At 66.2% G+C, this 24,411-nt stretch carries 26 protein-coding genes; 14 read left to right on the top strand and 12 right to left on the bottom strand.

Annotated features, from left to right (window positions below):
• Positions 1-857 (top strand): class I adenylate-forming enzyme family protein (locus AC16JP_RS03355; RefSeq protein ID WP_484339186.1); only part of this gene is annotated, 857 nt, incomplete at its 5' end.
• A 12-nt stretch (positions 858-869) separates the two neighbouring features.
• On the opposite strand, the gene AC16JP_RS03350 is transcribed toward AC16JP_RS03355, so the two are convergent.
• On the bottom strand, positions 870-1,490 hold the full coding sequence (locus AC16JP_RS03350) for an FMN-dependent NADH-azoreductase (protein WP_484339185.1): 621 nt from the start codon (positions 1,488-1,490) through the stop codon (positions 870-872).
• Between the two features lie 111 nt (positions 1,491-1,601).
• Between AC16JP_RS03350 and AC16JP_RS03345 the strand changes: the two genes are divergently transcribed.
• Positions 1,602-2,075 (top strand): MarR family winged helix-turn-helix transcriptional regulator, encoded by a 474-nt coding sequence (locus AC16JP_RS03345; RefSeq protein ID WP_484339184.1) that lies wholly within the window; start codon positions 1,602-1,604, stop codon positions 2,073-2,075.
• Here AC16JP_RS03345 and AC16JP_RS03340 read toward each other — a convergent pair.
• A complete protein-coding gene (locus AC16JP_RS03340; protein ID WP_484339183.1) occupies positions 2,066-2,866 on the bottom strand; it encodes an enoyl-CoA hydratase/isomerase family protein in 801 nt (266 codons plus the stop codon). The genes AC16JP_RS03345 and AC16JP_RS03340 overlap by 10 nt on opposite strands.
• A 188-nt stretch (positions 2,867-3,054) precedes the next feature.
• Here AC16JP_RS03340 and AC16JP_RS03335 point away from each other — a divergent pair, with 188 nt between their 5' ends.
• Genes AC16JP_RS03335 through AC16JP_RS03310 form a run of 6 tightly spaced genes read left to right on the top strand, consistent with a single transcriptional unit; the run spans position 3,055 to position 8,627 of the window.
• On the top strand, positions 3,055-3,630 hold the full coding sequence (locus AC16JP_RS03335) for a VOC family protein (RefSeq protein ID WP_484339182.1): 576 nt from the start codon (positions 3,055-3,057) through the stop codon (positions 3,628-3,630).
• Between the two features lie 22 nt (positions 3,631-3,652).
• Entirely contained in the window at positions 3,653-4,801 is a 1,149-nt protein-coding gene (locus AC16JP_RS03330; protein ID WP_484339181.1) for an alpha/beta hydrolase family protein, read from the top strand.
• Positions 4,798-5,826: a phosphotransferase family protein gene (locus tag AC16JP_RS03325; protein WP_484339180.1), complete on the top strand. Its 1,029-nt coding sequence runs from the start codon at positions 4,798-4,800 to the stop codon at positions 5,824-5,826. The genes AC16JP_RS03330 and AC16JP_RS03325 overlap by 4 nt, the downstream gene beginning before the upstream one ends.
• The gene (locus AC16JP_RS03320) at positions 5,816-6,196 is read left to right on the top strand and encodes a DUF6285 domain-containing protein (RefSeq protein WP_484339179.1); all 381 of its coding nucleotides are present in this window, start codon (positions 5,816-5,818) and stop codon (positions 6,194-6,196) included. Before AC16JP_RS03325 ends, AC16JP_RS03320 begins: the two co-directional genes overlap by 11 nt.
• A 2-nt stretch (positions 6,197-6,198) precedes the next feature.
• On the top strand, positions 6,199-7,386 hold the full coding sequence (locus AC16JP_RS03315; protein WP_484339178.1) for a CaiB/BaiF CoA transferase family protein: 1,188 nt from the start codon (positions 6,199-6,201) through the stop codon (positions 7,384-7,386).
• Positions 7,386-8,627, top strand: coding sequence for a cytochrome P450 (locus tag AC16JP_RS03310; protein ID WP_484339177.1), 1,242 nt, complete (start codon positions 7,386-7,388; stop codon positions 8,625-8,627). Before AC16JP_RS03315 ends, AC16JP_RS03310 begins: the two co-directional genes overlap by 1 nt.
• 5 nt (positions 8,628-8,632) lie before the next feature.
• Here AC16JP_RS03310 and AC16JP_RS03305 read toward each other — a convergent pair whose 3' ends face one another.
• Positions 8,633-9,505, bottom strand: a complete 873-nt coding sequence (locus AC16JP_RS03305; protein ID WP_484339176.1) for an N-formylglutamate amidohydrolase — start codon at positions 9,503-9,505, stop codon at positions 8,633-8,635.
• Between the two features lie 63 nt (positions 9,506-9,568).
• On the opposite strand from AC16JP_RS03305, the gene AC16JP_RS03300 reads away from it, so the two are divergent.
• The gene (locus AC16JP_RS03300; protein ID WP_484339175.1) at positions 9,569-11,734 is read left to right on the top strand and encodes an RNA degradosome polyphosphate kinase; all 2,166 of its coding nucleotides are present in this window, start codon (positions 9,569-9,571) and stop codon (positions 11,732-11,734) included.
• Positions 11,735-11,738: 4 nt separating this feature from the next.
• Here the strand turns inward: AC16JP_RS03300 and ccoS are convergent, their stop codons facing one another.
• The 8 genes from ccoS to ccoN are packed head-to-tail and all read right to left on the bottom strand — an operon-like array spanning position 11,739 to position 19,549.
• Entirely contained in the window at positions 11,739-11,891 is a 153-nt protein-coding gene (gene ccoS, locus AC16JP_RS03295) for a cbb3-type cytochrome oxidase assembly protein CcoS (RefSeq protein ID WP_484339174.1), read from the bottom strand.
• A gap of 9 nt (positions 11,892-11,900) precedes the next feature.
• Positions 11,901-14,123 (bottom strand): heavy metal translocating P-type ATPase, encoded by a 2,223-nt coding sequence (locus tag AC16JP_RS03290; RefSeq protein WP_484339173.1) that lies wholly within the window; start codon positions 14,121-14,123, stop codon positions 11,901-11,903.
• Positions 14,124-14,125: 2 nt separating this feature from the next.
• Entirely contained in the window at positions 14,126-14,587 is a 462-nt protein-coding gene (locus tag AC16JP_RS03285; RefSeq protein ID WP_484339172.1) for a FixH family protein, read from the bottom strand.
• A gap of 10 nt (positions 14,588-14,597) precedes the next feature.
• The gene (gene ccoG, locus AC16JP_RS03280) at positions 14,598-16,067 is read right to left on the bottom strand and encodes a cytochrome c oxidase accessory protein CcoG (protein ID WP_484339171.1); all 1,470 of its coding nucleotides are present in this window, start codon (positions 16,065-16,067) and stop codon (positions 14,598-14,600) included.
• 6 nt (positions 16,068-16,073) lie between these two features.
• Positions 16,074-16,967, bottom strand: coding sequence for a cytochrome-c oxidase, cbb3-type subunit III (gene ccoP, locus AC16JP_RS03275; RefSeq protein WP_484339170.1), 894 nt, complete (start codon positions 16,965-16,967; stop codon positions 16,074-16,076).
• Positions 16,964-17,125 carry a cbb3-type cytochrome oxidase subunit 3 gene (locus tag AC16JP_RS03270; RefSeq protein ID WP_484339169.1) on the bottom strand — a complete coding sequence of 54 codons (162 nt, stop codon included), beginning with the start codon at positions 17,123-17,125 and terminating at the stop codon, positions 16,964-16,966. The genes ccoP and AC16JP_RS03270 overlap by 4 nt, the downstream gene beginning before the upstream one ends.
• A 9-nt stretch (positions 17,126-17,134) precedes the next feature.
• Complete coding sequence (gene ccoO / locus AC16JP_RS03265; RefSeq protein WP_484339168.1) at positions 17,135-17,863, bottom strand: cytochrome-c oxidase, cbb3-type subunit II; 729 nt, start codon at positions 17,861-17,863, stop codon at positions 17,135-17,137.
• Positions 17,864-17,875: 12 nt separating this feature from the next.
• Positions 17,876-19,549, bottom strand: a complete 1,674-nt coding sequence (gene ccoN, locus AC16JP_RS03260) for a cytochrome-c oxidase, cbb3-type subunit I (RefSeq protein WP_484339167.1) — start codon at positions 19,547-19,549, stop codon at positions 17,876-17,878.
• Between the two features lie 293 nt (positions 19,550-19,842).
• On the opposite strand from ccoN, the gene AC16JP_RS03255 reads away from it, so the two are divergent.
• Positions 19,843-20,754, top strand: a complete 912-nt coding sequence (locus AC16JP_RS03255) for a DUF481 domain-containing protein (RefSeq protein ID WP_484339166.1) — start codon at positions 19,843-19,845, stop codon at positions 20,752-20,754.
• A 45-nt stretch (positions 20,755-20,799) separates the two neighbouring features.
• On the opposite strand, the gene AC16JP_RS03250 is transcribed toward AC16JP_RS03255, so the two are convergent.
• Entirely contained in the window at positions 20,800-21,762 is a 963-nt protein-coding gene (locus AC16JP_RS03250) for a CsgG/HfaB family protein (RefSeq protein WP_484339165.1), read from the bottom strand.
• A gap of 127 nt (positions 21,763-21,889) precedes the next feature.
• Here AC16JP_RS03250 and pyrE point away from each other — a divergent pair, with 127 nt between their 5' ends.
• The 4 genes from pyrE to lepB all read left to right on the top strand — a co-directional run.
• Entirely contained in the window at positions 21,890-22,486 is a 597-nt protein-coding gene (gene pyrE, locus AC16JP_RS03245) for an orotate phosphoribosyltransferase (protein WP_484339164.1), read from the top strand.
• The gene (locus AC16JP_RS03240) at positions 22,483-23,202 is read left to right on the top strand and encodes a pyridoxine 5'-phosphate synthase (protein ID WP_484339163.1); all 720 of its coding nucleotides are present in this window, start codon (positions 22,483-22,485) and stop codon (positions 23,200-23,202) included. The genes pyrE and AC16JP_RS03240 overlap by 4 nt, the downstream gene beginning before the upstream one ends.
• 14 nt (positions 23,203-23,216) lie before the next feature.
• Complete coding sequence (gene acpS, locus AC16JP_RS03235; RefSeq protein ID WP_484339187.1) at positions 23,217-23,618, top strand: holo-ACP synthase; 402 nt, start codon at positions 23,217-23,219, stop codon at positions 23,616-23,618.
• Positions 23,615-24,411, top strand: a 797-nt coding sequence (gene lepB / locus AC16JP_RS03230; RefSeq protein WP_484339162.1) for a signal peptidase I, incomplete at its 3' end; no start/stop codon positions are given. The genes acpS and lepB, both read left to right, overlap by 4 nt.

Raw genomic sequence — 24,411 nt, 5'->3', positions numbered from 1 at the left:
CGGGAACGCATGTGTTTCGCGCCTCGTTCGATGCCGCGACCATGCTTTCCGAGTTCCAACGCACCGGCACCACCCACAGCTTCACCGTGCCGGTGATGATCGAGCGGCTGACCCGCGAAGCCGAGCGCGGCGGCCACCGGCTGCCGGACTTGCGCTATCTGGGCTATGGCGGCTCGCCGATCACCGAGGCGGCGCTGGAACGGGCGCGGCTGGCGCTGCCCGGCGTCGGCTTTCTGCAGGGCTATGGCCAGACCGAGTTTCCAGCGATCACCTGCCTGACGGCCGAGGACCATCGGCCGGGCGCCGACCCGCTGTTGCTGCGCTCGTGCGGGCGGACTTGTGTGGGAAACGACATCCGCATTCTGGACGAGGACGGTCGCGAATGCGAAGCGGGCGTGGTTGGCGAAATCGTCGCGCGAGGGGACGCGGTGATGCTGGGGTATCTGGGCCGCCCCGAAGAAACTGCGGCCGTGCTGCGCGATGGCTGGGTGCACACCGGCGACGCCGGCTGGATGAACGCCCAAGGCTATGTCTTTATCACCGACCGGTTGAAGGACATGATCATTACCGGCGCGGAAAATGTCTATTCGATCGAGGTGGAGAATGCGCTGGCGTTCCATCCGGCGGTTCTGGAATGTGCGGTGATCGGCCTGCCCGACCCGGAATGGGGCGAACGGGTGCATGCGGTGGTGGTGCTGGCGGAAGGCGCACCGCGGCCGGCCGAGGCTGAGCTTGCGGGCTTCTGCCGGGCGCGGATCGCCGGGTACAAGGTGCCGCGCAGCTTTGCCTTTCGCGAACAACCGCTGCCGCGTTCGGCGGCCGGGAAGGTGCTGAAGCGCGAACTGCGCGATGGCTGACGCACGGCGGCTTCAGAAACGCGCGGCAGCTTCGCGGGCTTCGGCCTCGAACCCGCCGATATAGGCTTCGCGCGCGGCGGCATCGGGCCGCGTCGTCTGGTGCGCGAGCAGGACCCGCATGTCGCGGATGCCGATCATGTCGAAGAAGAAGCGCAGATAGGGCAACTGGAAGTCGCCGAAATGCCCCGGTGCAACCGACGAGCGTGTGAGGATCATCTGCAACGGCCGGTTCCTGAGCAGGCCGACATGCTGCATGGTTTTCGGGTCGTAGCCGAAGGTGAGGCGCGGCTGCATCAGATTGTCGAGATATGCCTTCAGCGCCCACGGGATTGAATAGTTCCACATCGGGCAGGACAGCAGCACCTTGTCGGCGCGATCGAAGTCGGCGACGATCGCCTGCACATCGGCCCATGCCTTTTCCCCGGCTTCGGTGCGCGCTTCGCCGAACAAGGGTGCGAACTTGGCGATCGCCGCATCGTGCCCGAACGCGGGCGCCGGATCCTCGAACACGTTCAGCTCGCGGATTTCGTGGTCGGGGTTGCGTTGCGCATACTCGTGTAGAAATGCACGGGCGATCCGGCCAGAGGAGGAATGCTCGCGCTTGGGGCTGGCGGAAATATGGAGGACGTGCATGCTGTTCCTTTTCTGCCGCCGGGTGCGGCGATCTGACAGGTTCGTCAATCTTGCTGACGGTCTATAGAAGGGTGGTCCGGCTCCGTCACCGGCGAAAAAAGGGCGTTTCCAGTGCATGAATCCGATTATCTGTTCATTCTGCTGCTGGAGGGGTTCGACTGGTTCGACGAAGGGTTGCAGCAAAGCCTGCGCGCCGCCGGAATCAAGCCGCTGACCCGCACCGAATCGATGATCATGGCGCATGTGCAGCGCAACGTCGTGCGCCCTTCCGATATCGCCCGCAGCCTGCGCCTCACCCGGCAGGCGGTGCATCAGGCGATCGCCGCGCTGGTTGAGCGCGGACTGTTCGAACTGCGCCCTGACCCGACCGACGGGCGGGTAAAGACCGTGCATGTAACGGCCGAGGGCAACGCCATGCGGGCGCAGGCGCGCGCAGTGGTCGAGCAACTGACCGAGGCGCTGGCGTTCCGGATCGGCCAGCAGCAGATCGACGCGCTGCGCAGCGCGTTTCGCCTGCCGTGGGGCGAGCCGGTGACGGTGTCTTTGCCGGGATCGATTGCGGGCGCCGCCGGCCCTCAGGGCTGATCGAAGCGCGGCTTGCGCTTTTCCAGAAACGCCTGCCGCCCTTCGCGAAACGCCGGTTCGCGGCCCAGCAGCACCTGGTTGCGGTCCTCCATCGCCAGTGCGGCTTCGAAGCTTGGCGCGTCGAGGCTGTGGTTGAAGCACTGCTTGGTGAGGCGCAACGCCAGCGGCGCCGTCGCCAGCATCGAAGCGAGATATTCGCCGGCCATGGCCGAAAGCTGGTCGGCCGGCACCACTTCGGCAAGCAAGCCCAGTTGATAGGCGCGCGCAGCCGTCAGGTCGCGCCCGGTGAACAGGATCGACGCCGCAGCCGACGCGCCGACGAGGCGCGGCAGCAGATAGCTGGCGCCGACATCGCAGCCGCCCAGCCCCACCTTGATGAATGCGGCGTTCATGCGTGTATCGGGGGTGGCGATGCGGATGTCGGCGGCCAGCGCCAGCACGAAGCCGCCGCCCGCCGCCGCGCCGTGCAGCAGGGCGATGATCGGCTGCGGGCAGCGCCGCATCGCCAGCATGATGTCGCGGATGTCGCGCTGCACGTCCAGCATGTCGGCCAGGTTGCCGTCGGCGAAGCGGGCGGCAAGGCCGCTTGCAAGGTCAAGCCCGGCGCAGAACGCCCGCCCTGCCCCGCGCAGCACGACGGCGCGGCAGCGGGGCCGGCGGTAGAGACCCTCGAAATAGTCGCGAAGCGCTGCAGTCAGGTCGTCGTCGAGCGCGTTCAGCCTTGCCGGGCGGTTCAACGTCACCCATTCGACATCATCCACCCGTTCGATCAGCAGCGGTTGCTGTTGCATGGCTTGCCCACCTTTCAGACTTGGCACCCTGCCCCGGACGATGGGCGCGGTCCAGCCCCGGTACCCTGCCATTTATGTCAAGCAGCTTTACATTCCGGCAAGCGGCCATATAGTCGTCGCAGTTGCTTCGGACGATGGCCCGCTGCGGGAACGGCTGCGCCCGACCGAAGCGCCGAGGGAGAGTGCGCATGACCGATGTTTCGATGCCCCGGCCGATCCGTGGCGTGCATCACGCAGCCTATCGCTGCCGCGATGCCGAGCAGACCCTGTGGTTCTATTCCGATGTGCTGGGGCTGGTGGCCGACGCCGGGCTGGTGATCGAGGACGAACCGGGATCCGGCAAGGCGCACCCCTATATGCACATCTTCTTCCGCATGAAGAACGGTGATTATGTTGCGTTCTTCGATGCGCCGGGTTCCGCCGACCCGGACTGGTTTGCCAACAAGCATGGCTTCGACATGCACCTCGCTTTTGAAGTCGATTCGGAGGCCGACATGCTGGCAATGCAGGAACGCATCCAGCAGCACGGCATAAGCTGTTTCGGCCCGATCGAGCATGGCATGGTGCGGTCGGTTTACATGTATGATCCGAATGGCATTCAGGTGGAGCTGACGATCCGCACGCCTGACCACGACCGCATCTTCGCCGAGGAGCGCGCGGCCCTGCCGCAGCGTTTAGCCGAGTGGAGCGCGCGGACGCGGGCCGAGAAGGTGGCGAAGTTCGGTGAAGCGGCGATTGCAAAGCGCGGACGGCAGAGCGCCTGAGACCAGCCGGGGGAGACGAAGCTTGGCGACGACCTATGAACGCATTCCCTATCTGGTGGTGTTCGACGAAGTAAGCGCCTTCAAGGACACCTATGGCGGCCAGATCGGCAAAGTGGCGATCGAGGCGCACCATCTGAAGCCCGATACCCCGTCGGACAGCGTGGTGGTGTTTTCGCACCCGATCGGCGGCGGGGCGTGGCTGCCGCTGGTTTCAACGCTGGCAAAGCAGGGCGTGCACACGATCTATTGCAACACCCGCTATCGCGGCAATGAAACCGCGCTGATCATGGAACGCGCGGTGATGGATCTGGCCGCCTGCATCCGCGACGCGCGCGAACGGCTGGGCTATCGGCGGGTCTATCTGGGCGGCTGGTCGGGGGGTGGCGCGCAGTCGCTGTTCTATCAGGCCGAAGCGCAGGACCCCCGCGTGACCCACACGCCCGCCGGCGACCCGTATGACCTGACGGCGGCGAAGTTCATCCCCGCCGACGGTGTGCTGCTGCTGGCGGCGCACCTGTCGCGCAACCTGACGCTGACCGAATGGCTGGACCCGTCGATCACCGATGAAAGCCGCCCGTTCGACCGCGACCCGCGTCTGAACCTCTACGCCGAAGATGGCCCGAAGCCGCCCTATTCCGCCGACTTCGTGGCCGAATATCGCGCTGCGCAGATCGCCCGCAACCGCCGCATCACCGCCTGGGTGAAAGAAGAACTGGCGGCGCTGAAGAAGGCCGGATTGGAAAACCACGAGCGTTGCTTCACCGTGCAGGGCACCATGGCCGATCCGCGCTTTCTGGATGCGGCGCTGGAACCAAGCGACCGCAAGCCGAACTGGTGCATGCTTGGCGACCCGAAGGTGGTGAACGACGGACCTGTAGGGCTGGCGCGCTTCACCACGCTTCGGAGCTGGCTGTCGCAGTGGAGCTATGACGATTCCAATGCCGACGGGCTGAAGTGCGCCGCCCGCATCCAGGCGCCGATGCTGGTGATCGAGAACAGCGCCGACGATGCCTGCACACCAAGCCACGCAGCGCGGCTGATGCGGGCCGCCAGCCGCTGCCCGACCGAGCATCATGTGATCGAGGGCGCCAACCACTATTATTTCGGCCAGCCGCAACTTGTCGTGCAGGCGGCCAATCTGGTGAGAGACTGGATCGCGAGGCAGGGATGACGGCAACCGACGCGACGAACGGCGAACTGCGGCAGGCGCTGGTTGCGGCGGCGCGTGCAGCGGGTATTCGGGCGGCGGACGTCGTTTCGCTGAAACGGCTGTCGGGCGGGGCCAGCAAGGAAAGCTGGGCGTTCGAGCTGGCGCTGGAAGATGGCGGGACGTTGCGGGCGGTGCTGCGCCGACAGCCGCTGGACCAGCGGTTTTCCAGCCACGGCATGGCAAGCGTTACCGCCGAAGCGGCGGTGATCCGGGTGGCGGAAGCCGCGGGCGTGCCAGTGCCCGAGGTGCTGTTCGAGCTGCCGGAAGGATCGGCAGCGGGCGACGGCTATGTGATGCGCCACATCGATGGCGAAACGGTTGGCGTGCGCGTGCTGAAGCAGCCCGAACTGGAAAGCGCACGCCAAGGCCTTGCCCGCCGGTGCGGCGAAGTGCTGGCAAAGCTGCACGCGGCATCCAACCATGGCCATCTGCAACTTGCCGAACTGCCACCAGAGCAGGCGCTTCATGCAATGGAGGCGCGGCACCGGGCGAACGCCGACGACCGGCCGGTCTTTGAATATGCGCTGCAATGGCTGAAACGGCACCTGCCGTGCAATGGGCCGCTGGTGCTGCTGCATGGGGATTTCCGCAACGGCAATCTGGTGGTGGGGCCGGAAGGGCTGCGCGCGGTGCTGGACTGGGAACTGGCGCACATCGGCGCACCGGCGGCCGATCTGGCGTGGCTTTGCGTGAATAGCTGGCGGTTTCAGCGGCCCGACCTGCCCGCCGGCGGCTTCGGCACCCGCGAGGAACTGCTGGATGGCTATCGCGCAGGAGGCGGCGCCGGAATCGAGATGGCCGACCTCCATGCATGGGAGGTGTTCCAGACCATGAACTGGGGCGTGATGTGTGCGGGCGCGGGCAAGGCGTTCGTCGCCGGGCATCGCAGCGTCGAAGGCGCAGTGATCGCGCGGCGCGCCAGCGAAACCGAATTCGACCTGATGCGCCTGCTGGCGCCGGACCATGAGGCGTGGAATGTCGGATGATCCAACGGCCCTGCTGATCCTGGCGGAAGTGCGCCGCGCGCTGGACGACGGTGTTCAGCCGGGCTTTCACCAGAAGGTTGCAGCAAACGCACTGGGGATCGCCCAGCGCGAACTGGAGCAAGGCCCGGAAAGCGCAGCCGCCGAAGCAGCAAGACTGCGCGCGCTGCTGCAACAGCAAGGCGACCGCGATGCGCTGAATGCGCATCTGGCGCAGGCGATCCGCGACGGCCGCCCGCCCACCGATGCGGCGGCGCTGGTCGGGCATCTGGTGCGCACCTCGATCGAGAAGCTTCGCATCGACCAGCCCGGCTATGCTGCGTTTCGCAACTGGCAGGCAGGCGTTGCAGCAAAAACGGCAGGGAAGGGCTGAACATGGCAGCGGGCGCGCTTGCGGGGATCCGCGTAGTGGAACTTGGCCAACTGATCGCAGGGCCGTTCTGCGGGCAACTGCTGGGCGACATGGGCGCCGACATCGTGAAGATCGAGCCGCCCGGCGCCGGCGATCCGATGCGGCAGTGGGGCAATGGCGACCACAAGGTCTGGTGGGAGGTGATCGGCCGCAACAAGCGATCGGTCACCGCCAACCTGCGCGTGGCGCAAGGGCAGGCGCTGGCCCGGCGACTGCTGGCCGACGCCGACATCATGATCGAGAATTTCAAGCCCGGCACGATGGAGAAATGGGGTCTCGATCCCGTTGCCCTGCACGCGCTGAACCCGCGCCTCATCATCGTGCGGATTTCGGGCTATGGCCAGACCGGGCCTTATGCCGCGCGCGCCGGTTTCGGCGGGATCGGCGAGGCGATGGGCGGCTGGCGGGCGATCGTCGGCGAGCCGGACCGTCCGCCGTCGCGCATGGGGGTTTCGATCGGCGACACGCTGGCCGCGACCTATGGCTGCATGGGCGCGTTGGCGGCTCTGAACGCGCGCCAGCAGACAGGGCGCGGGCAGGTGGTCGATGCGGCGCTTTATGAATCGGTGTTGCAGGTGATGGAAAGCCTCGTCGTCGAGTATGACGTGATGGGGATCGTCAGGCAGCGATCTGGGTCGATCCTGCCGGGAATCGCGCCGTCGAACGTCTATCCCTGTTCCGACGGCGAATATATGATCGGCGCCAACGGCGATGCGATCTTCGCACGGCTGGCGCAGGCGATGGGGCAGCCGGAACTTGCCGCCGACCCGCGCTATGCCACCCACATCGCCCGCGGTCAGCACCAGGCAGAGCTGGACGACCGCATCGCGGCATGGACGCGGACGCTGAGTGTGGATGCACTGGAGGCGCTGATGATCGATCACAGCGTGCCTGCCGGGCGCATCTTTCACGCCCCCGACATGCTGGCCGACCCGCACTTCGCCGCGCGCGAGGCGCTGGTCAGCCTCGACCATCCGCAGCACGGCCGGATCCACATGCAGAACAGCTTTCCGAAACTGTCGGAAACGCCGTCGTCGGTCAGGCGTCTGGCGCCAGCGGTGCCCGGCGTCGACAACGACGAAATCTACAAGGGCAGGCTTGGCATGGGCGACGAGGAACTGGCGGCGCTCTGCGCGGCGGGCGTGATCTGATGGCTGCCCTCCGGTCGGAAGCGGCTGGTGTTGCGCTCGATCTGCTGAACCCCGACACTTTTGCCGATGGCCAGCCGCACGCCGTCTATGATGCGCTGCGGGCAGAGGCGCCGGTCTGGCGTCATCCCGGTTCGGCGTTGCAGGCGCCGTTCCATGTGCTGACCAGATACGACGATATCCGCGCGGTATCGCTCGATGCGCGCAACTTCACCTCGACCAGGGGTTTCACGGTGCGCACCGACAATCGCGCGTCGATGGACCCCGAGATCGCCCGCACACTGGGCCGCTTCATGTTGTCGATGGACAACCCCGAGCATGACCGTTTTCGCTCGATCGTGGCGAAGGCGTTCCTGCCGGCCGCCATCTCCCGCGTCGAGCCGCGCATCCGCGCATCGGTCGACCAGATGCTGCAAGACCTCGACGGCCGCGACGAAGTGGAGTTCGTCACCGAAGTGGGGGCGGCGGTGCCGATCAAGACCATCTGCGCCATCATGGGCATTCCGCCCGAGGATGAGTGGCGGGTGTTCGAGTTCACCAATGCAGTATTCGGCGCCGACGACCCCGATTATGCGCCGTCGCGGGAGGTGGCGAACGAACGCTATCTGGCGATCTTCGACTATGGGCTGCACCTGCTTTCACGCCGGAGGCAGGAGCCGCAGGAGGATTTGCTGACACTGATCGCGCACGGCGAAGTGGATGGCCGGCCACTGGACGAGACCGAGCAGAAAAGCTTCTTTTCCAACATGATCGCTGCCGGCAACGAGACGGCGCGCAGTTCCCTGAGCGGTGCGCTCTGGGCATTGTCGCGCCATCCCGACGAGCAGGCAAAGCTTGCCGCCGATCCGGGGCTGATCGTTGGCGCAGTGCATGAACTGCTGCGCTGGTTCAGCCCGGTGGTGCAGATGGCCCGAACGGCGACGACCGACGTGGAAGTGGGCGGCACAATGGTCCGGGCGGGCGAGGTGGTTGCGATGCTGTATGGTGCGGGCAACCGCGACCCCGCCATGTTCGAAAACCCGCACCGGTTGCAGGTGGACCGCGCCAACGCCAACCGCCACCTGACGTTCGGCTATGGTCTGCACCACTGCCTGGGGGTGCGGCTGGCGATCGTGCAGATGCGGATCATGCTGGAGGCGCTGATCGGTCGCTATCCGCGCTTCAGGGTGCTGGCGGAACCGCGCTATGTGCGCTCGAACTTTGTGATGGCGATGAAGGCGTTGCCGCTCAGGCTGAACGGCTGAAACCGCTATTCGGCTGCAAGCGCCTGTGTGGCGCCGAGGTTCATCGCCGGCATCGCCGCCAGCAGTTCGGAAATAACGGCGGTGATGCTGCGGGCCAGCGGCGCAAAACCCTGGTGCGGGGCAAGCGTTCGCGCATCCATATAGAGGTCGCGGGCGAACTCGATCTGGACGACGTGGCGGCCCTCGGCGGGTGCGGCGTGGTGTTCCGTTGTGTGGCCGCCGGCATAGGGCGCGTTCCGCGCGACGCGAAAGCCGCGCTGGCGGAATGCCTGCTCCAGCCAGTCGACGAGCGAGACCGCCGCGCTGCAACCGTGCCGGTCGCCCAGCACTACATGCGGCGGTAGAGCGCCCGCGACCGGCGGCATCGAATGCATGTCGAGCAGGACCGCAAAGCCGTGGCGGCGCTGCGCGCTTTGCAGCGCACCGGCGATCGCCTGATGCCATGGCCTGTGCAGTGCTGCGATCCGTGCCTGCGCAACGGCCGCCGGGATGCGGCGCTGATGGATCGCAAGGCCGCCGCCGGCGATGCGCGGAAACAGCCCATAGCCCTGCCGCACCCGATCCGAGGGGACGGGCGCTGGCGTCAGTTTCCCCTCGATCATGGCCGGATCGTGGTCGGTCTCGGCGCGGTTCAAGTCGATCACTGCGCGGGCGTGCGTTGCCTCGATCAGCGGCACGCCCGCCAGGCCGCACCCATGCAGCAGCAGGCCGACATGCGCATCTTCGAGCCGCCTGAGCGTCGGTACCGGCAACCTGCTGGCGGCAAGGAAATCGGCCGGGAACCGACGGCCGCTGTGCGGTGACGCAAGCAACAGCGGCGACCGGCCATCGAGGCTGCCGCAAAGGCGGAAGGGCCTGTCGTCTGCTGCGCGCTGCATCCGTGCATGGTTCCTGAAATCATCGTTCACGACAAGGCAGGAAAGCCCTGCTATCCAGAACAAATGGCTAGTGTTGTGCGCACCGTTCCCATCCAGCCGGTCGAGCCGGCGCCCGTGCTTGGCCCGGAACGCTATCTGAACCGGGAACTCTCCTGGCTGGCGTTCAACAGCCGCGTGCTGGAGGAGGCGATGAACTCCGCCCACCCCCTGCTCGAACGGCTCAGGTTCCTGTCGATCTCGGGGAACAATCTTGATGAGTTCATGATGGTGCGGGTGGCAGGCCTGCGCGGGCAGGTCGATGAAGGCATCGAAACCCCTTCGCCCGACGGGCTGACCCCGGCGCAGCAACTGGTGCAGATCGCCGATGCTGCGGGCGAACTGATGCGCGCCCAGCAGCAGACATTCGCCACCTTGCGCGATGCGCTGGCGGCGGCGGGCTTTGCCATTCTGGGGCAGGACGACCTGACACCCGCCGACGCCGAATGGCTGGAAGCGCATTTTCTGGGCCAGATCTTCCCGGTGCTGACGCCGCAGGCGATCGACCCGGCGCATCCGTTCCCGTTCATTCCCAACAAGGGCTTTTCGCTGGTCTTTGAAATGCAGCGGGCCAGCGACCGCGAGAAGATGATGGCGCTTCTGGTGCTGCCGCCGATGCTGCCGCGCTTCATCCGGCTGCCCGGCGCCGACGCGCGCTTCGTGGCGCTGGAAAATGTGCTGCGGCATTATTTTGCACTGATCTTCCCCGGCTATACGCTGCTGGGGCAGGGCGCCTTCCGGATCATCCGCGACAGCGACATCGAAATCGAGGAAGAAGCCGAAGATCTGGTGCGCTTTTACCAGACTGCGATCAAGCGGCGGCGGCGCGGGCAGGTGATCCGCCTGAAAATCGAGGAGCGCACGCCGGCGGCGCTGAAGGCGATCGTGCGCCGCAACTTCGGTGTCGAACCGCGCGACGTTGCCGAAGTGGAGGGGATTCTGGGCATCGCCGATCTGGCCCGGCTGGTGGACGAAGATCGCCCCGACCTGAAGTTCGAGCCTTACACCCCGCGCTTTCCGGAACGCATCCGCGAGCATGGCGGCGACTGTTTCGCCGCCATCCGCGCCAAGGATATCGTCGTCCACCATCCCTATGAAAGCTTCGACGTGGTGCGGGCGTTCCTGCGGCAGGCGGCGGCTGACCCCGATGTCGTCGCGATCAAGCAGACGCTCTATCGCACCGGCAAGAACAGCCCGATCGTGCGCGCCTTGATCGACGCCGCCGAGGCAGGCAAATCGGTGACGGCGATCGTCGAGCTGAAGGCGCGCTTCGACGAAGAGCAGAACATGACATGGGCCGCCGCGCTGGAGCGGGCCGGCGTGCAGGTCGTCTATGGCTTCGTCGACTGGAAGACCCACGCCAAGGTGTCGATGGTGGTGCGGCGCGAAGGAGCCGAGCTGAAGACCTACCTGCATCTTGGCACCGGCAACTACCATCCGGTGACGGCGCGCATCTACACCGACCTGAGCTACTTCACTGCCGACCCGGAAATCGCCCGCGATGTGGCGCAGGTGTTCAACTACATCACCGGCTATGTCGAGCCGCAGCATCTGAAGCATCTTGCCATGAGCCCGCTCGATCTGCGCTCGACGCTGATGGCGGGGATCGACGCCGAAATTGCCCATGCCCGCGCCGGACGCCCTGCCGGGCTGTGGGCGAAGATGAACTCGCTCGTCGATCCGGCGATCATCGAGAAGCTGTACGAGGCGTCGGCGGCCGGTGTGAGCATCGATCTGATCGTGCGCGGCATCTGCTGCCTGCGCCCCGGCGTGCCCGGCCTTTCCGACAATATCCGTGTGCGGTCGGTGATTGGGCGCTTTCTGGAACACAGCCGCATCATAGCGTTCGGCAACGGCCACCCGCTGCCCTCGCGCGAGGCGAGGGTGTATATCACCTCGGCCGACTGGATGCCGCGCAACTTCGACCGCCGGGTCGAACTGCTGGTGCCGCTCGTCAACCCGACCGTCCATGCACAGGTGCTGGATCAGGTGATGGTCGCGAACCTGAAGGACGACGAACAAAGCTGGGCGATGCGCGCCGATGGCAGCTACCGGCGACTGACGCCCGGCAAGCCGAGCTTCAATCTGCATCGCTATTTCATGACCAATCCAAGCCTTTCGGGGCGCGGGCAGGCGCTGCGCGGCGGCGATGCGCCAAGGGTGCTGGTGGCCAAGGGCGACGGTTCGGCCTGACGCCTCAGGCGTCTGGCGGGTCGTCGTCGTTCAGAATGCGGTGGGCGGCGCCGTCGAGGTCGTCGTACTGGCCATTGCGCACCGACCACAGGAACGCGACCAGACCGGCCAGCCCGAACAGCAGTGCAATCGGCAGCAGGACGAACAGGATATTCATGCGCCGCCCTCAGTCGGGCGCCTTCAGGCGCAGCGCGTTGCCGACGACCAGGATCGACGAGGCCGACATGGCGATTGCAGCGATCAGCGGCGTGACCAGCCCGGCAACCGCGATCGGCACGGCAAGGATGTTGTAGAGGATCGCCAGCACGAAGTTCTGTTTGACCTGCCGATCGGCCCGGCGCGCGGTTTCGAGCGCCTGCGGAACCGCGTTCAGGCTGTCGGACAGGAACAGGATGTCGGCTGCGGTCTGTCCGGCGTCGGAGGCGGTCGATGGCGCGATCGACGCATGGCCCGCCGCCAGCATCGGCGCGTCGTTCAGCCCGTCGCCGACGACGAGCACGCGGCAGCCTTCGGCGGCAAGCGCGTGGATTGCTTCCAGCTTGGACTGCGGCGTCTGCCGCGCGGCCCATTGATCGACGCCCAGCGCATGTGCGGCCGCTGCGACTGCTTCGGTGCGGTCGCCCGAGAGGATGCGCACATCGAGACCTGCCGCACGCAGACGCAGGATTGCGGCGCGGGCGTCGGGGCGCAGCGGGTCGGTGAAGGCGATGCGCCGTGCGGGCCGATCGCCACGGCGGAAGGCGAGTTCCAACTGGTCGGCGGCACCATGGCCGGTTGCCCCCACCCATTCCGGCTGGCCGAGCCTGAGCGTTTCGCCCGCCACTTCCGCCTGAAGGCCGAGGCCCGGCACTTCGCTGACGTCGGCGATTGCGGCGGGCGTGCATCCGGCGGTGCGCGCCGCTGCAAGCAGCGCCCGCGACAGCGGATGGTGGCTTTTTGCCGCCAGCCCGGCGGCAAGTGCCAGATCAGGGCCATCGAGCGGCATCTGGTCGGCGGGCACCGGGCGGCCGAGCGTCAGCGTACCGGTCTTGTCGAGGACGACGGTATCGACGGTTGCCAGCCGTTCAAGCGCACTGCCGTCCTTCACCAGCAGGCCGCGCCGCATCAGCACGCCGGACGCGCGCACCTGCACCGCCGGCACGGCAAGCCCCAGCGCGCAAGGGCAGGTGATGATGAGGACGGCGACTGCAATCAGCAGTGATTCATGCCAGCCGGCGCCGGCCCACATCCAGCCGATCGCCGCGACCAGCGCCGTCAGGTGGACGACCGGCGCATAGAGGCTTGCGGCGCGGTCGGCGATCCTGGTGTAGCGCGCGCGCCCCTGTTCCGCCGCCTCCATCAGCCGCACCACCTGCGACAGGAAACTTTGTTCGCCGACCCGGCTGGCCTTCAGCACGATCGGCGCATCCTGATTGAGCGTGCCCGCCAGCACTTCGCCGCCCGGCCCGACAGCTTCGGGCAGGCTTTCGCCGGTGACGAGGCTGCGGTCGATCGCCGAGCGCCCCTCGGTCACGATGCCGTCCACGGGAATCCGTTCACCTGCCGCAACCAGCACCGTCATGCCGGGGGCGACCGCCTCGATCGGCCGGTATTCGGTGCTGCCGTCCGGCGCCCGCACCAGCGCACCGCGTGCCGACTGCTTCAGCAGGGTGGCAACGCCCGCACGGGCGCGGTCGCGCATCAGGCTGTCGAGGTAGCGGCCGACCAGCAGGAAGAACAGCAGCATGGTCGCTGCATCGAAATAGGCATGGCGGCCGCCGGTGAACGTCTCGAACAGGCTGATCAGCGTTGCCAGAATGACACCGATCGAAATCGGCACGTCCATGTTGGTGCGTTTCTGTTTCAGCGCGCCCCAGGCAGACGCGAAGAAGGGCTGCCCGGCATAGGCGACCGCCGGAAGCGCGATGCAGGCCGAAATCAGGTGAAAGAGGTTGCGCGTCGCGCCATCCGCCCCCGACCAGACCGAAACTGACAGCAGCATGATGTTCATCGCTGCAAAACCGGCGACCGCCATCGATTTCAGCAGCCGCCGCGATGCCGGATCCGGCGCGCCGGCCGCCGCATCGGATGCTGCATAGGGGCGCGCTTCGAAGCCCGCGCCCTCGACTGCGGCGACGATTGCGGATGCGGATTGCAGCGCCGGATCCCATTCGGCGGCAAGACGCCTGGTGGTGAAATTCACCCGCGCGTGGCTGACACCGGGCAATGCCCAGAGCGCGCCTTCGATCTTGCGGATGCAGCCCGCACAATGCACGCCCGGCACATGCAGGTTGAGCTGGCGCCGGCCGGCATCGGTTTCGCTGACAAACAGGTCGAGATCGGCGCCGCCTGCAGCTGGGGTCGTCCTTGGTTGCGCTGCCGTGGCGCGCGCCGGGGCGATCGTCGCCATCGTCAGCCGCCTGAAAGCCGGGTTTTCTGGTAGAAGTGCTGGCCGCCGAGGGCGATGCGCGTCTCGACGATCCACTGCCCGGCCGGAAGTTGGCCCGCAACATAGCGGCCCTGCCCATCAGGGGCGAGCGGCAGGGTCTGCGCCGGTTCCGCGCCGAGCGTGTGGCTGATGGTGACCGCGCCCGACAGGCCGTCGATCGGCTTGCCCAGCGAATTGAGCGCGGAAACCACCAGCATTCCGCCCTGGTTGCTGGTGGCCACCGTCCAGCCAAGCTGCTTTTGCGCCCGGCCCTCGGCCAGCATTTCGTTGAACTGCTGGCCGGCGACATAGCTGTTCGCGACGACGAGGCCGGGATTCGAGCGCGCGGCGAAATAGGCCATCGTCATGTTGACGGCAATCACGATGGCAAAGCCGCCGCCGATGACGAGGAACGCGCGCCGGCCGGTAAAAGGTGTGCTTGCCACGGGTTTCTCCTCAGCGCGCGGGCGCGGTGAAGCGCACGGTTTCGCCGACATCGCCACCGCCATCGGTTGCGCGGGCGTGGAACATGATATCGGACTGTTCGGACTTGATCGAGGATGCGGGCACCCGCACCTGCAGCCGGTAGCTGTCTACGCCATCGGCGCGGACCTTGAGCCGCAGGCTGCTGACGGGTTCGCCACCCGCGACAGGATCGGACAGCATGGCACCCGCCAGCCCGCCGACCGTCACGTCGAATTCGCGCGGGCGGCCTTCCATGTTGAGAAGCTTGACCGTGTAGCTGTTGCGGATCGCGCCATCCGAAAGCTGGACATAGACCGGGTTGCGTTCCTGCAGGGCGGAAATGTCCATGCGGGAACGGCCGACCAGCACGATCAGCATGCCAAGTCCGATCGCCGACCAGACCGCAAAATACAAAAGCACCCGTGGCCGCAGCAGCACGCGCCAGATCGGCGGCAGCTTTTCGCCCTTCGATTCGGCGACGTCGCGCTTCAGCGTGGTGTAGCCGATCAGGTCTCTCGGGCGGTCGAGCCTGTCCATCACGTCGTTGCAGGCGTCGATGCAAAGGGCGCAGGTGATGCATTCCAGTTGCGGCCCGTTGCGGATGTCGATCCCCGTCGGGCAGACGTTGACGCAGGCCATGCAGTCCACGCAGTCGCCGATGGCATCGGGCTGGGCGAGCTTCGCCTTGGCGCTGCCGCGCGGTTCGCCGCGCCACGCCTTGTAGGTGACGATGAAGCTGTCTTCGTCGAGCATCGCCGTCTGGATGCGGGGCCAGGGGCACATGTAGGTGCAGACCTGCTCGCGCATGTGGCCAGCCAGCCAGTAGGTGGTGAAGGTGAGGAGCGCGATCGCACCGTATGCGGCGATCGGCGCGGTGCCGTTCAGCAGTTCGCGCAGCAGCGTCGGCGCGTCGGCGAAATAGAATACCCAGGCGCCGCCGGTCAGGATGGCGATCAGCAGCCAGACCAGATGCTTTGACGCGCGTTTGGTGAATTTACCCGCGCCCATGGGGGCGGCATCGAGGCGCATGCGGGCGTTACGGTCGCCTTCGATCCAGCGCTCGACCGTCATGTAGAGGTCGGTCCAGACGGTCTGCGGGCAGGCATAGCCGCACCACGCACGGCCGACCGAAGTGGTGACGAGGAACAGGCCGAGGCCCGCCATGATCAGCAGCCCGGCGACATAATAGAATTCCTGCGGCCAGATTTCGATCGGCCCGAAATAGAAGCGCCGCCCGGCCAGATCGACGAGCACCGCCTGATCGGGCGAGAAGGGGCCGCGATCCCAGCGGATCCAGGGCGTGACATAGTAGACGCCCAGCGTGAACCACAGCATGAACCATTTGAAGCGACGGAACGGGCCTTTGACCGACTTCGGCTGAACCTTGACCCGGCTCGTGTAGAGTTTCCCTTCACCCGGGGCCGGGGGAACCGGCCTCGGATTCAGGGCTTTGCCTGCCATTTCAGATCACTCCCCACCGCCGAGGCTGTGCACATAGGCGGTCAGTTGACGGATGGTGGCGTCCGAGAGGCGCCCCTTCCAAGCCGGCATCACCCCGGCGTGGGCGTTGAAGATGCTGGCGTGGATTTGCGCGCGGTCGCCGCCATAGAGCCAGATCGCGTCGGTCAGGTTGGGGGCGCCTAGCGCCTTCATGCCCTTGCCGTCGGCGCCGTGACAGGCGACGCACTGCTGTTCGAACAGTGGCGCACCCTTTGCCGCAAGCGCTGCATCATGCTGCTGGCCGGAAAGCCCCAGCACATATTCGGTGACCGCTGCGATCTCGGGTTCCTTCAGCAGACCGTCCTTGCCGAACGACGGCATCATCGACTGGCGGGTGTCGTCGTCGCCGGGCTGGCGGATGCCGTGCTGGATGGTCTGGTAGATGGTGGCGTAATCGCCGCCCCACAGCCAGTCGTCGTCGTTCAGGTTGGGGTAGCCGGCGCCACCGGCTGCGCCGGAGCCATGGCACTGCACACAATGCACCTTGAACGCCGAGCGTCCGCCTTCGATCGCCGCCTGCAGCAGTTGCGGATTACTGCCGAGATTCTCGATCGGGATCGTTTCGATGCCCTTCAGCGCGGCGCCGCGTTGCGCGTCGAGCGCGGCCATCTGCTGCTCTACCTCGGCGCGGCTGGAATAGCCCAGCGTGCCCCTGGTGTTGCCGCCGGGGATCGGCCAGGCCGGATAGAGAACCACCCAGACCGCCGAGAAGGCGATCGTCGCATAGAGGATCCAGAGCCACCAGCGCGGCAGCGGGTGGTTCAGTTCCTGAATGCCGTCCCATTCGTGCCCCGTGGTGCCCGGCCCGGTGGTTTCCGGCCCGCCCTTGGGGGTTTGGTCGTGCTGTTCGCTGTTGCTCATTTCTGGGCCTCATCGTCCCGGAAGGGAATCATCCGTGCGTCTTCGTGGGCCTGGCTGGCGCCGGGGCGGAACACCCAGGCCAGGACGCCGATCATCACCAGCATCATGAACAGGAGGCCCCAGCTATCGGCCATATGGCGCAATTGGGTATAGTCCATGCCGCCCCCTCAGCGCCGGTTCTCGGCCGGGACATAGCTGTCGAAGTCGACCAGCGTGCCCAGCATCTGCAGATAGGCGACCAGCGCGTCCATCTCGGTCAGCCGCGCGGGGTTGCCGTCGAAGTCGCGGACCTGCACCTTGGCGTAGCGGCTTTCCAGCCCGCCCGGGTCGCCGTTCGGGTCGGCCTGCGCCTGCAGATCGGCCAGCGCATTCTCGATCTGCGCGTCGGAATAGGGGACGCCGACGTGGCGGTTGGCCTTCAGGTGCGACGCGATGTTGCGAAGGTCGATGTCGCGGTCCTTGAGGAAGGCATAGGGCGGCATCACCGATTCCGGCACCACGTTGGTGGGCGCCGCCAGATGCTGCACATGCCATTCATCGGAATAGCGGCCGCCGACGCGCGCCAGATCCGGCCCGGTGCGCTTCGAACCCCACTGGAACGGGTGGTCGTACATGCTTTCGGCCGCCAGACTGTAGTGGCCATAGCGCTCGGCCTCGTCGCGGAAGGGGCGGATCATCTGCGAATGGCAGGCGTAGCAGCCTTCGCGGATGTAGATGTTGCGCCCCACCAGTTCGAGCGGGGTGTAGGGGCGCATGCCCTCGACCTTCTCGATGGTGTTGTCGAGGAAGAACATCGGCACCATCTGCACCAGTCCGCCGATCATCACCGCGATCAGGGTCAGGATCGCAAGGATCGTGACGTTGCGTTCGACCTTGCCGTGATTTTCAAAGATCATGGTTGAACGCTCCTATTCGGCGGGCTGGTTCTGGACGGCCGCGCCAGCGGGTTCCAGTGGCCTGTCGGTATGCGGGTTGTAGGGTTCCCCCGCCTCCAGAGGGGCTTCGTCGCGCAGGCGGCCCCGCGTCGTCATCCAGACGTTATAGACCATCAGCAGCGCCCCCGAGAGGAACAGCAGACCGCCCAGCGTGCGGATGATGTAGTAGGGGTGCATCGCCGCCACCACTTCGGCGAACGCATAGACGAGGTAGCCTTCGGCGTTGAACTCGCGCCACATCAGGCCCTGCATGATGCCGGCCACCCACATCGACGAGGCGTAGAGAACGATCCCCGCCATCGCCAGCCAGAAGTGCCAGTTGATCATGCGCAGCGAATACATGCGGCTGGTTCCGAACAGGCGTGGCACCAGATAATAGATGCAGGCGAAGGTGATGAGGCCGTTCCAGCCGAGCGCGCCGGCATGGACGTGGCCGATGGTCCAGTCGGTGTAGTGGCTGAGACCGTTCACCGTCTTGATCGAGAGCAGCGGGCCTTCGAAGGTGGCCATGCCGTAGAAAGCCATGGCGCCGACGAACATGCGGATGATCGGGTCGGTGCGGATCTTGTCCCATGCGCCGTCCAGCGTCATCAGGCCGTTGATCATGCCGCCCCAGCTCGGCATCCACAGCATCACCGAGAATACCATCCCAAGCGTCTGCGCCCAGTCGGGCAGGGCGGTGAAGTGCAGGTGGTGCGGGCCGGCCCAGATATAGAGGAAGATCAGCGACCAGAAGTGCACGATCGACAGCCGGTAGGAATAGATCGGCCGGTTCGCCTGCTTGGGGACGAAGTAATACATCATCGCCAGGAACGGCACCGTCAGGAAGAAGGCGACGGCGTTGTGGCCATACCACCACTGGGTCAGCGCATCCTGCGCGCCGGAAAAGGCGGAATAGCTTTTCGCGCCAAGGCCCGCAGGCACCGCCAGATTGTTGACGATGTGCAGCATGGCGACGGTGATGATGAATGCCAGGTAGAACCAGTTGGCGACATAGATGTGCGGCTCGCGGCGCTTTACGATGGTGCCGACATAAACGATGAAATAGGCGATCCAGACGATCGTCAGCCACAGGTCGACATACCATTCCGGCTCGGCATATTCGCGCGACTGGGTGATGCCCAGCAGATAGCCCGAGGCCGCGAGCACGATGAACAACTGGTAGCCCCAGAACACGAACCAGGCGAGGCCCGGCGCGAACAGCCGCGCCCGGCAGGTGCGCTGCACCACCCAGAACGAGGTGGCGATCAGCGCGTTGCCGCCGAAGGCAAAGATGACACCCGACGTATGCACCGGACGGATGCGGCCGAACGTGGTATATTCCGTGCCGAGGTTGAGGACCGGCCAGGCAAGTTGCGCTGCGGCGATGACGCCGACCAGCAGCCCGACGACGCCCCAGACGACCGTGGCGATGATGCCGGCCTTGATGACGTCGTCCTGATAGCCGCCGTTCGAGGTGTCGGGGATGATCCACTCGCCCTTTTCGCCGGTGCGCAGGCGCCCGAGCGTGGTGACGGCCGCCAGAATGCAGGCGATCAGAATGATGACGCCGTGGATCGCAAATCCCTGCGTCGTCGCCGTTGCGATCATGAAGATCGCGAACAGGCCGAACAGAAGATAGGCGCCGGCGGAGAAAAAGGCTGTCATGACAGTTTGCCCCGGTCCAGAATGCGTTCCCCCGGCCAAGACCGGGACCCAGAATAGATACACCCGGCCTCTGCCGGGCGACGCAATGCCGCCCGCCAAATGCCGGGAACCGCTATAGCATCTCTGGACGGCAAAGGCCCGGAAATGCTTTGACCTCTATCAAATCCCTGCAACAAGCAGGCCCGTCAAGCGTCGTGCCATGCCGGCCTGCCTGATGGCGCACTGGTCGCGCACTGGGCGTTGCTGTCGGCGACGCCTCAAAATCCCCATATTTCCGAGGAAAAAGCCCTGCCATGTCGATGTTTCTTGTTTCCGGGCTGCTACTTCTTGCCGCACCCGCCGCCGCCGCCGATTCAGGCCCTGATTCAGCCCCGCCCGAGCTTCCCGAATCCGTCCGCCGCATGGTCGAGGCGGCCGCGCGCACCGGCGACAAGGCAAAGATCGACGCAGTGGTAGCGATCGCCAAGGAGACCAATCACGGCGTCGCCGACGAGATCGACCGGGTGGTTGCGTCTGTCGCGGCGGCACGCAAGGCCGAGCGCGAGGCGCGGCTTGCCGAAGCGTCGATGTTCGACAACTGGAAGGGTTCGGGGCAGGCGGGCGCCGCACTGTCGACGGGGAACAGCAACACCCGCAGCCTGACCATCGGCCTGAACCTCGAACGGCCGGGCCTGAAATGGCGGCACCGGGCGAATATCCTCGTCGATCTGGTGGACAGCGACGTCGGTGCGGATCAGGAACGCATCCTTGGCGGATACCAGATCGATTATCGCTTTTCAGACCGGGCCTATAGCTGGGCGCGATTTGAATATGAGCGCAACCGGCAGGCCGGCATCCGGCGGCGCTTCGCCGAATCGGCGGGCTTTGGCTTGCGCGCGCTTGCCCCTGAGCCGGTAAGCTGGGATCTGGAACTGGGCCCGGCCGTGCGGCAGACGCGCCTTGTCGACCATGTGGAAAATGCGGTTGCCGTGCGCGGCGCGTCGCGGCTGCGCTGGGCGGTGTCGCGCAGCACCACCTTCACCAACGATACTGCGGTGTTCTGGGAAAATGCCGGCAGCGTGACGAACACAGCCGCCCTGACATCCAAGATGTTCGGGCCGTTGTCGGCGCGACTGTCGTATAACCTTGCGTGGGAACAGGAGCCGCCGCCCGGCCTGAACAGCCTGGACACCACCTCGCGGGTGACGCTGGTCTATAGTTTCTAGGATCCGGCAGCCGGCGGGACGCGCTGGCGCCCCGCCGGAAATGCATCAGCGGGCGATGGCGATGGCGACTTCGCTGACCCAGCCCTTTGCGCCCATTTCGTCTTCGACTTCCCAGAAGCCGTTCTGCTTGTTGCCGGTCGGATAGAGCATTGCGCCGGCATCCAGCGGCTTCAGCACCTTGGCGGTGGTGGCCGGGCCTGCGAACAGCCGGCCGGCGTTTTTCATGGTGACGGCGCGTTCCGCCTGCTGGCCGCCGATCGCCGCCTGCATGCCGCCCAGTTCGTTCACCAGCTTGGTGTAGGCGTCGAGGTAGGCGAGCGCGACGACCTGGCCGATTTCCGTGCTGTCGTAGCCGGTGGCGCCGCCCGCCCCGAGGAAGCCGCCCGAGAACAGGCCGCCGCCGCCGCCCCAGCCGAGGTCGGACTTTTTCGACTGCCCCTCGGCCACGAATTCCTCGGACGACTTGTTGTTGACGACGTTCAGCACGACGTTCGCCGAACGCTTCTTGATGCTGATGCCGCTGGCCAGCGCCCCGAACCCGCCCGGCAGGAAGCCGCCGACGAGGCCGCCGACATTCAGGCCGCCCTTGTTGCTGTTCGACGAGACGATGTCGGGGATGACGGTGAAATCGGCCTCGACCATCTGGCCCTTGCCGAAGGTGCCGCCGCGACGGGTTTCACCGCCCGCCGCAAGCGCACGTTCCTGCTGCATCGCCGCCATGCCGCGCATCGAGCGGTTGACCAGCTTGAAGCAGTTGGATTTCTGCACATAAACCCGGATCAGCGATTCCGGCGAACTGAGCCCCAGTTCCGACCACCAGCGGTTGGTGTTTTCGGGTTCCGAGAGCGCGATCGTGCCGATCGGTTTGGGGCAGACCGGCAGTTCCGCCACCTTCTGTGCGCGGGTTTTTTCCGCTTCCTGCCCGGCCTTGGACTTGATCTGCGCCATCGACGGCACCGAGACCGCCAGCATCGCCGTCGTCGCGACCGTGGCGACGAGTCTGCGCATTGCGAGATTGCTGTTCATTTCCGACACTCTCCCCTGTGTGAAATATTCCTGTGCTGGCCTTTTTGCAAAGGCTTTGACAGACTGCAACTGCTTCCCTTGAATCCCCGACCGCGATATGGCGTTGGTCATGCAATTTCATCTTTTGGACGACGAGGCCGTCCTTGCCGAATTCCGCGCCGCCGATGCGCTGCTCGAAGGGCATTTCATCCTTTCCTCGGGTCTCAGGTCGCCGCGCTATCTTCAGTGCGCCCGCGTGCTGATGGACCCGGCGCGGGCCGAGCGGCTGGCGCGGTCGCTGGCGGCGAAGCTGCCCGAAGCCGTCCGCCGCGAGGCAAAGGCGGTGATCGCACCGGCGATGGGCGGGCTGATCTGCGGCTATGAACTGGCGCGGGCGCTCGGGCTGCTGTCGATGTTCGTCGAACGCCCCGAAGGCCGGTTCGAACTGCGCCGCGGCTTCCGGCTCGATCCGGGCACGCCGGTCATCCTGATGGAGGATGTGGTGACGACGGGCCTGTCCTCGCGCGAGGCGATCGCGGCAGTGGAAGCGGCGGGCGGCCGGGTGATCCATGCGGCAAGCCTCGTCGATCGTTCGGCGGGGGCGGCCGATCTTGGCGTGCCATTTACGCCACTGATCCGGCTGGACGTGCCGACCTATGCGGCCGACGCCCTGCCGCCGGAACTGGCCGCCATCCCCGCCGTGAAGCCCGGAAGCCGGGCGGCGTGACCGGGCGGCTGCGCCTCGGAGTCAATATCGACCATGTGGCGACGATCCGGAACGCGCGCGGCGGCAGCCATCCCGATCCGCTGCGTGCGGCCCGCATGGCGCACGAGGCAGGCGCCGACGGCATCACCGCGCACCTGCGCGAGGATCGGCGCCACATGACCGACGCCGACATCGCCGCGCTGGCCGACTGGGGAGGGCTGCCGCTGAACCTCGAGATGGCAGCGACCGGGGAAATGCTGGCGGTTGCGCTGAAGCACCGGCCGCATGCCGCCTGCATCGTGCCCGAGCGGCGCGCCGAACGCACGACCGAGGGCGGGCTGGACTGCGCCGGGCAGCAGGCCGCGCTTGCGCCGTTCGTGGCGCGGCTGGCGGATGCCGGGATCCGCGTGTCGCTGTTCATTGCGCCCGACCCGCGCCAGATCGAAGCGGCAGCCGCCGTGCGGGCGGCGGTGGTGGAGCTGCACACCGGTTCCTATGCCCATGCCGCAGACGGCGCACTTGCGGCACTGGCCGAGGGTGCGCGGCTGGCGGCAGCGGCCGGGCTTGAAGTGCATGCCGGGCACGGCCTCGGCTTCGGCAATGTCGGGCCGGTGGCGGCGATCCGGGAAATCGTCGAACTGAACATCGGCCATTTCCTGATCGGCGAGGCGCTGTTCACCGGGCTTGCAGCATCGATCGGCCAGATGCGGGCGCTGATGGACGAGGCGCGCGCATGATCCCGGCCGGGCTGGTGGTGATCGGTCTTGGCAACGACCTGTGCAACATCGAGCGCATCGCCGCTTCGATCGAGCGTTTCGGCGACCGTTTCATCGACCGGCTGTTCACGCCCGTCGAACAGGCGAAGGCGAACCGCCGCGAACTGACCCGCGTTGCGACCTATGCCAAGCGGTTTGCCGCCAAGGAAGCCGCAGCAAAGGCGCTGGGGACGGGGTTTCGCGCCGGGGTGTTCTTTCGGGACATCGGCGTCGTGAACCTGCCTTCGGGGCGGCCGACACTTGCACTGACCGGCGGGGCGGCTGCCCGTCTTGCCGCGATCACGCCCGCCGGGCATAAGGCCGACATTCACCTCACCCTCACCGACGACCACCCTTGGGCACAGGCGATTGTGCTCATAACCGCGAGCCCTGCATGAACGCACCTTCGCCTGACCTCTCGAAACCCGCGCAGCCGGAAAAGCCCCCGTTCAACTGGGGCCACGAGCTGAAGCAGTGGGCGATCCTGATCCTGATCGTGCTGGGCGTACACAGTTTCGTCGCCAAGCCATTCTATATTCCATCGGAATCGATGATGGCGACGCTGCTGGTCGGCGACCGGCTGATCGTGACCAAATACCCCTATGGCTATTCCTACCTGTCGCCGTCGGTGCCGGTGCTGCCGCCGATTTCCGGACGGCTGTTCGGTTCGATGCCCGAACGCGGCGACATCATCGTGGTGAAAAGCCCGTCGGACGGGGCCGACTGGATCAAGCGGGTGATCGGCCTGCCCGGCGACACTATCGAAATGCGCGACGGCGCACTGTGGCTGAACGGCAAGCCGGTGGAACGCCAGCGCCTGCCCGACACCGAACTGCGCGTGACCCCGAACACCGACTGCCGGATGGTGCCGCAATTCCGTGCAACCGATGCTTCGGGCCAGCCGGTCTGCCGCTACCCCACCTATCGGGAAACCCTGCCCGGCGGCCGCAGCTATCAGACGCTGGACATGGCGCTGACCGACCGCGACAATTTCGGTCCGATCACGGTGCCGAACCAGCACCTGTTCCTGATGGGCGACAACCGCGACAATTCGATGGACAGCCGCGTGCCGGCGGAAATCGGCGGGCTGGGGCTGGTGCCGTGGGAAAACATCGTCGGCCGCGCCGAGTTCACCACCTTCTCGCTCGATGGCTCGCAGACGCTGAACCCGCTGACATGGTGGGGCGCACT

The sequence above is a fragment of the Sandaracinobacteroides sp. genome, assembly GCF_057137845.1.
This window is presented reverse-complemented; position numbering and strand designations above follow the sequence as displayed.